Genomic DNA, 12516 nt, shown 5'->3' with positions numbered 1-12516 from the left:
TCTCATTCCCCTTCCGCTTCATCTAACGGCTTTTCTTCGCCGGCTTCATCCACGACTTTCGCCATTTTTTCTTCCGCACTTTTCAGCTTCGTTTCGCAAAGTTTAGAAAGCTCAATCCCGCGCTGATACATATCAAGCGACTCTTCAAGTGCTGCCGATCCATTTTCAAGTGCCGCTACAATCTCTTCTAGTTCTTTAAGCGCTTCTTCAAATGTCAGTTCTTTCTTCGCCAATTTCCTTTTCCTCCTTTGCCATTACGTTTGCCTGAAACGTGCCGCCGTACATTTGTACTGTCACTTCATCACCAGGTTCAATTTGCTCAATTTCTTTCACAAGTTCCCCTTCTTTGTAGGTGAGTCCAAACCCTCTTTTCAAAAGAGCGAGCGGATTAAGATACTGCAGCGCCTCAATTTGCCTAACAAACTGATGCCGCTTCTCCCGAAGGGCCTCAAACGCCGCCCGGTCAAGCCGCTTTTTCGCCGTCATCACATACTCTTTCGTTTTTCCGATCTCATAGCCCGGCGAGTTGCTATCAAGTTTTTGCTTAAGCAGTTCGAGTTTATTTCTTTCAGAGGCTATTTTTTGCTGCACTGCTCGATTGAGCTTTTCGAGATCATAATCAAGCCGTTCAATTTGATTTTCGACGAGACGCTTTGGCCCGTAAAACTTAAGCTTCTCTTGTTTAGAACGAAGTTCAGCTTGATTTTGTTCTAGAAGCCTCCGCGCTAAATAAGTCAGCCGGTAATCACGTTCCCGCAAACGTTCGAGCAAGTCAGCAGCATGCGGTACCGCAAGTTCAGCGGCTGCTGTTGGTGTTGCCGCTCGAATATCTGCAGCAAAATCCGCCAAAGAAAAATCTGTTTCATGTCCGACAGCTGAAATAACAGGTACATCCGAATCATAAACAGAGCGCACCACCACTTCTTCATTAAACGCCCAAAGCTCCTCAAGCGAGCCGCCACCACGTCCAATAATCATCAAGTCAATGTCATTCCGCGCATTGATCCGTGCAATGTTTTCCGCAATCTTTTGCGCAGCACCGTCACCTTGAACGAGCGTCGGATAAACGAGAACCTCAACACTCGGCATTCTTCTGTGAACAGTTGTCAAAATGTCACGAATTGCAGCACCTGTCCTGCTTGTTACAACTGCAATTTTAGAAGGGAAAGAAGGAAGCACTTTTTTTATGCGCTGCATCAAAAAGCCCTTCCTTTTCCAACTTTGTTTTCAGCTGTTCAAACTCGACGTAAAGCGCGCCGATACCATCTGGTTCCATACCTTCAGCATAGAACTGATAGCGTCCAGCTTTTGTAAAAACCGAAATTCGACCTGTTAAAAGAACATTCATTCCGTCTTCCGGTTTAAAATTTAATTTTGGGACAGATTTTGCAAACATCACAACTCGAATCATCGAGGCTTCATCTTTCAGCGTGAAATAAAGGTGACCGCTTGTCGGCATCTTCAAATTTGAAATTTCACCTTTAACAAAAACTTGTTTCAAATAAGGATCGGCTTCAAATTTTCGTTCAATATATTTTGTTAGCGCCTGCACGGTTAAATACTTTTCTTGCAAAATCATCACATCCAGTTATTAGCCTTGTTTAGCAAATAAATTTTTTGCGGCCTTAAGCGTATTCGTTAAGAGCATTGTTATCGTCATCGGACCAACTCCACCAGGAACAGGTGTAATATATCCGGCTTTATCAAATACATCATCGTAATCAACATCGCCGCAAAGCTTGTTGTTTTCGTCGCGATCCATTCCGACATCAATCACAATCGCGCCTTCTTTCACATAATTTTTCTTCACAAATTTTGCAAGTCCCGTAGCTACTACTAAGATATCTGCTTCACTTGCCACCCCTGGAAGATCTTTTGTACGGCTGTGCGCAATCGTGACAGTAGCGTTTTCTTGCAACAACAACTGCGCGACAGGTTTCCCAACGATATTGCTTCGGCCGATTACAACCGCACGTTTTCCTTCGATCGTTTCGCCCGTTGATTTGATAAGTTCAATAATACCCGCAGGCGTACACGGAACTAACGTTTCTTTTCCAATAAATAAATTGCCGACATTTAGCGGATGGAAACCGTCCACGTCTTTTTCCTGACTAATGGCATCAATCACTTTGTCTTCCGAAATGTGTTTTGGAAGCGGAAGCTGAACGAGAATTCCATGAATCGTTTGATCATTGTTTAAATCATAAACCGTTTGAAGCAGTTTTTCTTCAGAAACATCTTCAGGAAGCTCGATTAAAACAGACTTCATCCCAGCTTCTTCTGTTCGTTTCTGCTTATTTCTTACATATGTACGCGAGGCTTGATTATCACCGACAAGAACAACTGCTAAACCTGGTTGTTTTCCTGCCGCAACTAGTTCGCTTACTTCTTTGGTTACGCTTTCTTGAATCTCTTTAGCTAATTTCTTTCCGTCAATTACTTGTGCCATTTTCAAATTGCCCCCTTAAAAACTTATGATTAAGTAACAGTAACACCCTCGAAAGAAGCTGGTCTGCAGATGAAAACTACAGCGTCCCTACTTCTTTCAAAAGATATTTCTCTTACAGTAAAACCATTAATCGTTTTGCGCAATATTTGCTAGAACACCATTAATAAACTTACCAGCTTTTTCATCACTGTAGACTTTAGCAATTTCAATTGACTCATTTAAACTTACGCGATCCGGCACATCTTCTAAATAAAGCATTTCAAAAGCGCCGACACGTAAAATTGATAAGTCCACTTTATTCAAGCGATCGAGTTTCCAATTTTCTAGATGTGCTTCGATTTTTTGATCAAGTTCTTGTTTATGTTCTGAAACACCGAACACCAGTTTTTTAACGTAATCATCTTCCTCTTCATCCATCACATTGGTAATGGCTTGTTCTGCTGTCATTTCATTCAGTTCCATTTGAAACAATGCTTGAAGCGCTCGTTCACGTGCTTCTCTTCTTTTCATTTTCGTGCTCCTTTTCCTCTTTTAAAGACCCGTTTAAAATGTTAAATCATCAAGTGACAATGCTTCTGTTTTTTCAAACTGCACACCGACGATATGAACATTTACTTCTAGCACATTCAAACCGGTCATATCAAAAATCGTTCCACGCACAGCGTTTTGGACGTTTTCTGCTACGATCGGAATGCTTGCTCCAAATAAAACGGTACAATAAAGATCAACTAAGATGCCGTCTTCTACTAAATCGATTTTCACACCTTTACGGTAATTGACTGCTCCGCCAAGACGCTCTCGCATTTCACTAGCAAATCCGCCTTGCATTGACGCCACGTAATCCACTTCGCTAGCAGCAAGACCCGCAATAACACCAATCACTTCCGGTGCAATTTCGATTTTTCCAAGAGGTTCATCCTGTCCTTTGCGTAAATCTTTTGTATAGGCCATGATTATTCCTCCTCGCTATTTTTCATCACATCATTCTGTTCAAGAAATTTCGTATTGAAGTCTCCAGAACGGAACGCTTCTGTATCAAGCACGCGCATATGAAAAGGAATCGTTGTCGGAATTCCGTCAATCGCAAACTCACTAAGCGCCCGTTCCATTTTATCAATTACCTCTTCACGTGTATCTGCGTGACAAATCAATTTAGCAACCATAGAATCATAGAACGGCGGGATCTTGTAGTTCGGATAAGCAGCCGAATCAATCCGTACACCGTTGCCGCCGGGCGGCAAATAAAACGTAATCTCTCCAGGCGCAGGCATAAAATTGCGTTCTGGATTTTCCGCATTAATACGGCATTCCATTGCCCAGCCGTTCATTTTAATATCCTGCTGTTTCACAGAAAGTGTTTCCCCGGATGCCACTAAAAACTGCTCTTTGACAAGATCAACGCCCGTTACAAGTTCAGTAACAGGATGCTCAACTTGAATACGTGTATTCATTTCCATAAAGTAAAACGACTTTTCTTTAGGCTCGTAGATAAACTCTATGGTACCTGCTCCCGAATAATTAACAGCTTTTGCCGCCTTTACTGCAGCTTTTCCCATCTTTTGACGCATCTTTTCATCTAAGGCTGGCGAAGGACTTTCTTCGATCAGCTTTTGTAAACGCCTTTGAATCGTACAATCTCGTTCTCCTAAATGAATCACATTACCGTGATTATCTGCCATGACTTGAATTTCAACATGACGAAAATCTTCGATATATTTTTCAATATAAACACCCGGATCTCCAAACGCTGCTTCTGCTTCTTGCTGCGTTGTTTGAATTCCAGCAACTAATTTTTCTTCATTTTCTGCGACACGAATGCCTTTTCCGCCGCCGCCTGCTGTTGCTTTAATAATAACCGGATAACCGATTTTTGATGCGATTTTTTTTGCCTTCCTCTGCGTCTTGTACAATACCTTGCGAACCAGGCACTACTGGAACTCCAGCTTTTCGCATCGTTTCACGAGCAACATCTTTTGTCCCCATTTGCGAAATCGCTTCCGCACTAGGCCCAATGAATGTGATATTACAATCTGCACAAAGCTCAGCAAAATCAGCATTTTCAGCTAAAAAACCATATCCAGGGTGAATGGCATCGCAGTTTGTCAAAACTGCTGCGCTAATAATATTCGACATATTCAAATAGCTTTCCTTGGACGCTGCAGGACCGACGCAATAAGCCTCATCTGCTAACTGACTATGTAAGGCGTCCCGATCCGGCTCAGAATAAATAGCGACCGTTTCAATTCCAAGCTCTTTTGCCGCACGAATAATACGGACAGCAATTTCACCACGATTCGCCACCAATACTTTTTTTATCATAATGCAGGACTCCTTATTTTTTTCTCACTTTAAAGAGCGGTTGACCATACTCCACTAGTTCCCCGTTAGAAACTAGGATTTCTGCGATCTCTCCGTTCATATCTGCGGTAATATCATTAAACAGTTTCATCGCTTCGATAACACATACAACAGTATTGCTGGAAACCGAAGATCCCACTTGAACAAATGCCTCGTCTCCTGGGCTTCCCGATGTGTAGAACGTCCCTACCATTGGTGAGGTGATTACATCTAAGTCTTCACTGGATGTAGCTGCCGTCTTAGTGTTATTAGCTTCTTCAGGTGCAGAGCTACTAGTAGCAGCCGTTTGAACAGCTTGAACCGGTTCTTTATAGTTTACAACCTTAGCAGGTTCAGCAAGAACAGTTCCGCTGTTTTTTTTGCAAATGGATTTTAGCATCTTCAACTTCTAATTTAAATTCATCCAGATTGGATTCGTCAACCAGCTTAATCAGCTGTTTAATCTCATCAAATGATAGCATTTTGATTCTACACTCCTTAATTTATCTATATTAGACATCATTGACATTGTATCATAATTTGTTATGAAAAAGTATCACTCGAGCACGATTTTAACAAAAAAAAGCACTTGCTGAAAAGCAAGTGCCGCAAAAATGAATTATGCTCGTGAGACATAACTTCCTTCTGTTGTATTAATAACAAGCGTATCGCCTTCATTCACAAAGAAAGGAACTTGAACGACTAGTCCAGTTTCAAGCGTCGCTGGTTTTGAACCACCAGAAGACGTATCGCCTTTAATTCCTGGCTCAGTTTCCGTCACCTTAAGCTCAACCGTGTTTGGAAGATCCACACCGATTGTTTCGCCTTGATACATAATGATGTTAATTTCCATATTTTCTTTTAGAAATTTAAGCTCATATTCAATTTGTGCAGCCGGCAATTCGATTTGTTCGTAATTCTCATTATCCATGAAAACATGGTTGTCTCCATCTGCATAAAGATACTGCATTTTACGATTATCGATTTGCGCTTTCGCAACTTTTTCACCGCCGCGGAAAGTTTTTTCTTGAATAGCTCCCGTGCGAAGATTACGAAGTTTCGAGCGAACAAACGCTGCCCCTTTTCCTGGCTTTACATGTTGGAAGTCAAGAACGCGCCAAATGCCGCCGTCTACTTCAATCGTAAGACCCGTTTTAAAATCATTTACTGAAATCATCTTTTTTCCTCCTGTTAACAAACCATGATCATGGAATACAATTTCCGTTAATACTATCCTTTTTTATTTAACCATAAAAAGCCCGAACTTACAAAGAAAACTTATAAAATAATCAGCTCTTTCGGCGAATGGATCAAGACTTCGTTTCCGTTTTCCGTAATCAAAAGATCATCTTCAATACGTACACCGCCGATTCCAGGCAAGTAAATACCCGGTTCATCCGTTACAACGTTGCCAGCCACAAGTGCTTTTTCTGCCTTCATCGAAAGATTAGGACCTTCATGAATCTCAAGACCGATACCATGACCAAGCGAGTGTCCGAATGCTTCGCCATATCCAAACGAAGCGATATGATCACGCGCAATTTTATCCGCTTCAATTCCCGTAATCCCCGGTTTAAGTGCATCAATGACTTTCAGCTGTGCATCAAGCGTAATCTGGTAGATCTCCTTAAGTTTTGCATCCGGTTCCCCAATTGCAACCGTCCGCGTCATATCCGAGCAATAACCATTATAATAACAGCCATAATCCATCGTCACAAAATCCCCAGCTTCAATCACCTTATCCGATGCCACACCATGCGGAAGCGCTGAGCGTACACCACTTGCAACAATCGTATCAAACGATGACGACGTTGCTCCATTTCGCCTCATAAAGAATTCCAGTTCATTCGAAACTTCGATTTCTTTCATGCCAGCTTTCATAAACGTGATAATATGGTCAAACGCGGCATCCGCAATTTCACACGCAACACGAATTTCTTTCATTTCATCTGCTGTTTTCACTTCGCGCATCGTTTCAAAAAAGCCTTGAATTGGTGCAAGTTCAGCAGCAAAAGCTTGGCCCATTGCTTTAAATTCCGCAACCGTCACATAACTTTCTTCAAAAGATAGCTGTTTTACTCCGTTTTGAATGAGCAGTGCATTTACCGTCTCGAAAATCGGCCCGCTATGCTTCACAACCTCATATCCAACCGCTTGTTTCGCCGCTTGCTCCGTATATCTGAAATCTGTCACAAAATAAGCCTTATCCGGCAAGATAAGCGCAACACCGCTCGTACCAGTGAATCCTGATACATAACGTCTGTTAAATTCACTTGTTACAAGAACAGCTTCAATATTTTCAGCTTGAAGCGCCCCTTGAATCTTTGCTAATTTATTCATTCCATTTCCTCCCCGGCTAGTCATTTTCTCCTTTTCATTGTAGCATAAAATAAAGCTTGATAGATAGAGTGAGCAGCCCCGCGGCGTTCTAGCGTCATCAAGCCTAAAGTGCTATAATGTTTACTTAGAAATTACAAAGGCTGGTGAAACCATTTGAATCAAACCAAAAAGCCTGCTTACGGAGGCCAAGCGGTCGTTGAAGGTGTCATGTTCGGCGGCAAAAAACAAACCGTAACAGCTATCCGCCGTAACGACGACTCTTTAGAATATTTTTATTTAGAAAAAAACAGCCCTGCTTGGGTAAAGACCATCAAACGAATTCCATTTATCCGCGGCATCGTCTCCCTTGTCGAATCTAGCGCCCTTGGGTCTAAGCATCTGACATTCGCTACCGACCGCTACGACGAGGATCCGAATGCACCGCAAGAAAAGAAAATCGAACAAAAAGAATCCAAGCTGGCCATGTGGCTTGGCGTTGCAGTGATCGGCGTCCTTTCATTTATTTTCGCAAAATTTGTCATGACATTAATCCCAGTTTTTCTCGCTCAATTCTTTCGCTTTCTCGTCCCCGGCGATGTTGGACAAGTTATTTTAGAAAGCTTTTTCAAACTGCTTCTTTTACTGGGTTATATTTTCGCCGTATCACAAACACCCATTATCAAACGTGTTTTCCAGTATCATGGTTCCGAGCATAAAGTAATCAACTGCTATGAAAATGATCTTCCGTTAACCGTTGAAAACGTCCAAAAACAATCGCGACTTCACTACCGGTGCGGCAGCAGTTTTATATTATTTACAGTTATTGTCGGGATGTTCATTTATTTTCTTGTCCCCACCGATCCGCTATGGCTACGCGTTGTCGATCGAATTCTTCTGATTCCAGTCGTACTTGGTGTCGCCTTTGAAGTGTTGCAGCTTACTAATAAATGTCGCAACATTCCTGTGCTTCGCTACCTAGGTTATCCTGGCCTTTGGCTCCAGCTGCTGACAACCAAAGAACCTGATGACAAACAAGTTGAAGTGGCAATTGCTTCCTTTAACGAATTGCTCCGCATAGAGCGTGAAGGCATTCCCGAAAAAGAAGAAAAACTGCCAAATCTAGAACTATTGGAATGAGGGATTTTACTTGAGAAAAAGTTCACTAGTTATCTTTATCCTATTACTTGCTCTTTGCTTGTTCGGTCTTTTCACCGGTGGGCTCACCACAATGCTAATTCTAATTGGTTCTGCAGCCTTGTTTGCCATTTTGTTTTACTTTATCGTCCGGCCAAAAAACAAGCAAAAGACAGATGCTAATTACCAAAAAGCAGTCAAGCAATCGCAAGAATTACAAAAGGCAAAACAAAACGCGGCTTCAAAAAAGAAAAATTCTTCCTTCAAAGTAATTGAAGGCGGGAAAAAATAAGGTATAATAGTTATGATGCTTTTTTACAGAGAGGAGTTTAGAATTTGGGTAGTTGGATTTTAGCATTTGCCATCTTACTGATCCTAGTTGTTTATGAAGGATATCAGTTTATTATGCGCAGAAAAGCACTTACTGTATTAACAGAAGATCAATTTAAAGAAGGGTATCGTCGTGCACAATTAATTGATGTGCGCGAGCCGAATGAGTTTGACGGCGGTCATATCCTCGGAGCACGAAACATTCCGGTCACACAATTAAAACAACGTACATCGGAAATCCGCAAAGATCAGCCCGTTTATCTTTACTGTCAGTCTGCTCAGCGCAGCAGCAGAGCGGCTATCTTACTTTACAAGCGCGGTTACCGAGATATTTACCAGCTTAAAGGCGGTTTCCGCAAATGGACTGGAAAAACAAAAGCCAAATAATATTTGATAAGCCGCGCCAGACTTGGCGCGGCTTATTTACACAAGGAGGAAACACAATGAAAATTACTGCTCCGCGTATTCCAGATCAACTAACCAGTCAAGTTTCTATTTCAACAGATGAAACCGTCTTTAATCAAGTACATTTTAGCGGCGAATTTCCGCTTGCTGAAAGCGAGCACTACATTATCGAGAACTCAAGGTTTGAAAATGCTTATTTCTCTGACACCTATTATCCGAGAATCGAATTTACAGATGTTTCTTTTGAAAAAAAGCGACCTAGCGAATCTTGCCCTGCACTCAAGCGCCATTCACCGCAGCTCGTTCATAGATTGCAAACTAACAGGGATAGACCTCTCTGATACGCTGCTTCAAAATGTTACCTTCAAAAATTGCCTATTAAATTTGGCCGGCTTTAGTTTTAGCCGTTTTAAATCCGCTACTTTCATCGATTGTGACCTTCGTGGTGCCGAATTTGAAAACGTTGATTTCAAAAATTTCTCATTCGTCCGGTGCAATCTCGACGACTGTATGTTTGCTGAAACTTCACTCGCTGGTCTTGATTTCACTGACAACACATTTGAAAAAATCACCGCCACTATCCCTTCATTAAAAGGTTTAAAAGTGACACGAGACCAAGCACTTAAATTATCTACTATTCTCGGAATTGTTATCGAAAACTGAAAAACGCCTGAAGGTACATTGACCTTCAGGCGTTTTTATTAGCTTTCTTTTTGATAACGAAGAACTGGCTTACGAGCAGCTTGCGTTTCATCAAGCCGTTTCACGTACGTATTATGCGGAGCTTCTTGAACGATTTCAGGATCGTCTTCAGCTTCTTTCGCAATTTGTAGCATTGTATCAATAAATTTATCTAATGTTTCTTTTGATTCTGTTTCAGTCGGCTCAATCATCATCGCTTCTTCAACGATTAATGGGAAGTAAACCGTTGGTGGGTGGAAATTATGATCAAGTAGGCGTTTCGCGATATCCGTTGTTCGAACACCTAATTTCTTCTGACGGTTTCCACTTAATACAAATTCATGTTTGCAAATTTGATTAAACGGTAAATCAAATGCATGTTCCAAGCGGCGCATCATGTAATTAGCATTCAGCACAGCATATTCCGTTACTTTCTTAAGCCCTTCTGCGCCCATTGTGCGGATATAGGTATACGCACGAACATTGATACCAAAGTTGCCGTAAAAAGGTTTTACCCGGCCGATCGATTGCGGATAATCGTAGTCGAATACAAATTGATCCGCCTTTTTCGTTAGCACCGGTGTTGGCAAGAACGGAATCAAATCTTTTTTGATACCAATTGGACCTGAACCAGGACCCCCTCCGCCATGCGGACCTGTGAATGTTTTATGCAAGTTAAGATGTACCACATCAAAGCCCATATCACCAGGACGAGCTTTTGACATAACCGCATTTAAGTTTGCTCCATCATAATACAGTTTACCGCCAGCTTCATGGATAATTTCAGCAATTTCGACGATATCTTTTTCAAATAAACCGAGTGTATTTGGATTTGTCAGCATAAGAGCCGCTGTATCCTCACCCACTACAGCACGAAGGTCTTCCACGTCAACAAGACCTTTTTCATTTGACTTAACAGTAACTACTTCAAAACCTGCAACAGTAGCAGAAGCAGGGTTTGTTCCGTGAGCAGAGTCTGGAATAATTACCTTGGTACGTTTTGTGTCACCGTTTGCCTCATGATAAGCACGGATTAGCATTAAGCCTGTCCATTCCCCTTGGGCACCTGCTGCAGGTTGAAGCGTCACTTCATCCATTCCTGTAATTTCAATCAAGCTTTGTTGAAGATCATACATTAATTCCATCGCACCTTGAACCGAGCTTTCAGGCTGATAAGGATGAATATTCGCGAAACCTGGAAAGCGTGCTACACGCTCGTTAATTTTTGGATTGTACTTCATTGTACAAGAACCAAGCGGGTAGAAGCCGGAATCTACTCCAAAATTGTGATTGGATAATTCCGTATAATGACGCATGATTTCGAGCTCACTTAGCTCAGGCATATCCGCTTTTTTCGAACGAATTGTCTTCTCATCAAAAATACTATTTAAGTCCGTTTCTGGCACATCTTGTTCCGGCAAGCTAAAACCAATTCTGCCTGGAATAGAGCGTTCAAAAACTAAAGGCATTGTCTCGCTCATTTGACTCCCTCCAAACTATCAACTAATGCTTTTACAAACGTGTCGATTTCCTCTTTCGTACGCAATTCTGTAACCGCAACAAGCATGTGATTTTCATATTTTGGATAATACTGCGCAAGATCATATCCGCCGATAATATCCTGTTTTAGAAGCTCTTCGTTCACTTCAGCAACCGGTTTGCCAAGTTTTACAACAAACTCATTAAAGAACGCATCACTGAACAGTACATCAAATCCAGCATCAGCAAAACATTTTTTCGCATAATGAGCTTTATCAATGTTTTGCTTCGCCATTTCAGGCAAACCTTCTTGTCCAAGTGCAACCATCGCTACAGATGAAGCCAGTGCATTAAGAGCTTGGTTTGAACAAATATTACTTGTCGCTTTATCGCGTCTGATATGCTGTTCACGAGCTTGAAGCGTCAGAACATAGCCGCGTTTGCCGTTCTCGTCAACCGTTTCACCAACTAAGCGACCAGGAACTTTGCGCATCAGTTTGTTAGTCACAGCAAAGTAGCCGCAGTGCGGCCCGCCGAACGATTCCGAAATTCCAAAAACCTGCGTATCTCCCGCAACAACATCTGCACCAAACTCTCCAGGAGGCGTTAATAGACCAAGAGAAAGCGGATTGCTCGAAACAATAAACAACCCTTTTTTATCATGAACAATCGGCTCGATGGAAGCTAAATCCTCCACTTGTCCGAAGAAATTTGGATACTGCACAACCACCCCGGCAACTTCATCTGTCATTGCTTGATTAAGTGCCTCAATATCCGTTTTTCCATCTTTTTCAGGGATAAGTTCAACAGTAGCATGGTGACCTTTTGCATAAGTCTTAACAACATTAATTGCTTCTGGGTGAACGGTTTCCGAGATTAGAATTTTTTTTACGTTTCGTGTGACCAACAGCAAGCATTGCTCCTTCAGCAAGAGAAGTCGGGCCATCATACATTGATGAGTTCGCTAAGTCCATTCCAGTCAACTCAGCAACCATCGTTTGAAATTCAAAAATTGCTTGAAGTTCCCCTTGTGAGATTTCTGGCTGATAAGGCGTATATGCCGTATAAAATTCAGAACGTGAAATAACATGATCTACAATCGTTGGAATGTAGTGCGAATATGTCCCAGCTCCAAGGAAAGATGCCGCATCTTGTGTGTTCACGTTTTTTGCAGCCAGTTTTGTTAATTCTTTCAGCAAATTTGGTTCTGAAAGCGGCGGCTTAAGGTCATAATCACGCTTAAACCTCACTTTTTCGGGAATATCTGCAAACAAATCTTCGATCGAATTCACTCCGATCGTTTGAAGCATCTCTTTTTCATCTTGTTCCGTCATCGGTAAATAACGAAATTTCGCCATGTTTCTTCCTCCTTTAACTTACGT

The 12516-nt window shown here is 41.8% G+C and carries 13 protein-coding genes and 4 pseudogenes; 5 read left to right on the top strand and 12 right to left on the bottom strand.

Annotated features, from left to right (window positions below):
- Window positions 1–2 precede the first annotated feature (2 nt).
- From MFLO_RS07265 to MFLO_RS07225, 10 genes and pseudogenes are all read right to left on the bottom strand, one after another.
- Entirely contained in the window at window positions 3–233 is a 231-nt protein-coding gene (locus MFLO_RS07265) for an exodeoxyribonuclease VII small subunit (protein WP_036097293.1), read from the bottom strand.
- A pseudogene (gene xseA / locus MFLO_RS07260) lies at window positions 208–1576 on the bottom strand (exodeoxyribonuclease VII large subunit). Before xseA ends, MFLO_RS07265 begins: the two are co-directional and overlap by 26 nt.
- Window positions 1577–1591: 15 nt before the next feature.
- Window positions 1592–2449: a bifunctional methylenetetrahydrofolate dehydrogenase/methenyltetrahydrofolate cyclohydrolase FolD gene (folD, locus tag MFLO_RS07255; RefSeq protein WP_036097292.1), complete on the bottom strand. Its 858-nt coding sequence runs from the start codon at window positions 2447–2449 to the stop codon at window positions 1592–1594.
- Window positions 2450–2575: 126 nt separating this feature from the next.
- Window positions 2576–2959 carry a transcription antitermination factor NusB gene (gene nusB, locus MFLO_RS07250; protein WP_036097291.1) on the bottom strand — a complete coding sequence of 128 codons (384 nt, stop codon included), beginning with the start codon at window positions 2957–2959 and terminating at the stop codon, window positions 2576–2578.
- A gap of 33 nt (window positions 2960–2992) precedes the next feature.
- Complete coding sequence (locus tag MFLO_RS07245; protein ID WP_036097290.1) at window positions 2993–3400, bottom strand: Asp23/Gls24 family envelope stress response protein; 408 nt, start codon at window positions 3398–3400, stop codon at window positions 2993–2995.
- Between the two features lie 2 nt (window positions 3401–3402).
- Window positions 3403–4768: pseudogene (gene accC / locus MFLO_RS07240) on the bottom strand (acetyl-CoA carboxylase biotin carboxylase subunit).
- 13 nt (window positions 4769–4781) lie between these two features.
- Window positions 4782–5174: an acetyl-CoA carboxylase biotin carboxyl carrier protein gene (accB, locus tag MFLO_RS07235; protein WP_420912522.1), complete on the bottom strand. Its 393-nt coding sequence runs from the start codon at window positions 5172–5174 to the stop codon at window positions 4782–4784.
- Window positions 5147–5268: pseudogene (locus MFLO_RS17205) on the bottom strand (acetyl-CoA carboxylase biotin carboxyl carrier protein); the annotation flags it as partial. The gene accB and the pseudogene MFLO_RS17205, both read right to left, overlap by 28 nt.
- Window positions 5269–5405: 137 nt before the next feature.
- Window positions 5406–5963, bottom strand: coding sequence for an elongation factor P (efp, locus tag MFLO_RS07230; protein WP_036097289.1), 558 nt, complete (start codon window positions 5961–5963; stop codon window positions 5406–5408).
- A gap of 101 nt (window positions 5964–6064) precedes the next feature.
- Window positions 6065–7126 carry a M24 family metallopeptidase gene (locus MFLO_RS07225; RefSeq protein WP_036097288.1) on the bottom strand — a complete coding sequence of 354 codons (1062 nt, stop codon included), beginning with the start codon at window positions 7124–7126 and terminating at the stop codon, window positions 6065–6067.
- A gap of 207 nt (window positions 7127–7333) precedes the next feature.
- Between MFLO_RS07225 and MFLO_RS07220 the strand changes: the two genes are divergently transcribed.
- From MFLO_RS07220 to MFLO_RS17200, 5 genes are all read left to right on the top strand, one after another.
- Window positions 7334–8242: a DUF1385 domain-containing protein gene (locus MFLO_RS07220; protein WP_420912521.1), complete on the top strand. Its 909-nt coding sequence runs from the start codon at window positions 7334–7336 to the stop codon at window positions 8240–8242.
- 91 nt (window positions 8243–8333) lie between these two features.
- Window positions 8334–8531 (top strand): hypothetical protein, encoded by a 198-nt coding sequence (locus tag MFLO_RS07215; protein ID WP_241433575.1) that lies wholly within the window; start codon window positions 8334–8336, stop codon window positions 8529–8531.
- A 44-nt stretch (window positions 8532–8575) separates the two neighbouring features.
- Window positions 8576–8956, top strand: a complete 381-nt coding sequence (locus MFLO_RS07210; RefSeq protein ID WP_036097285.1) for a rhodanese-like domain-containing protein — start codon at window positions 8576–8578, stop codon at window positions 8954–8956.
- Between the two features lie 56 nt (window positions 8957–9012).
- A complete protein-coding gene (locus tag MFLO_RS16350) occupies window positions 9013–9315 on the top strand; it encodes a hypothetical protein (RefSeq protein WP_162148147.1) in 303 nt (100 codons plus the stop codon).
- Window positions 9209–9637 carry a pentapeptide repeat-containing protein gene (locus MFLO_RS17200; RefSeq protein ID WP_420912520.1) on the top strand — a complete coding sequence of 143 codons (429 nt, stop codon included), beginning with the start codon at window positions 9209–9211 and terminating at the stop codon, window positions 9635–9637. Before MFLO_RS16350 ends, MFLO_RS17200 begins: the two co-directional genes overlap by 107 nt.
- Before the next feature lie 38 nt (window positions 9638–9675).
- On the opposite strand, the gene gcvPB is transcribed toward MFLO_RS17200, so the two are convergent.
- Together gcvPB and gcvPA are read right to left on the bottom strand one after the other, a co-directional pair.
- The gene (gene gcvPB, locus MFLO_RS07200; RefSeq protein WP_036097283.1) at window positions 9676–11136 is read right to left on the bottom strand and encodes an aminomethyl-transferring glycine dehydrogenase subunit GcvPB; all 1461 of its coding nucleotides are present in this window, start codon (window positions 11134–11136) and stop codon (window positions 9676–9678) included.
- Window positions 11133–12492: pseudogene (gcvPA, locus tag MFLO_RS07195) on the bottom strand (aminomethyl-transferring glycine dehydrogenase subunit GcvPA). The gene gcvPB and the pseudogene gcvPA overlap by 4 nt, the downstream one beginning before the upstream one ends.
- Window positions 12493–12516 lie beyond the last annotated feature (24 nt).

It is taken from the genome of Listeria floridensis FSL S10-1187 (assembly GCF_000525875.1).
Classification (GTDB): Bacteria; Bacillota; Bacilli; order Lactobacillales; family Listeriaceae; genus Listeria; species Listeria floridensis.
Note: the sequence above shows the minus strand (reverse complement) of the source record. Positions and strands in the feature narration are given on the sequence as shown.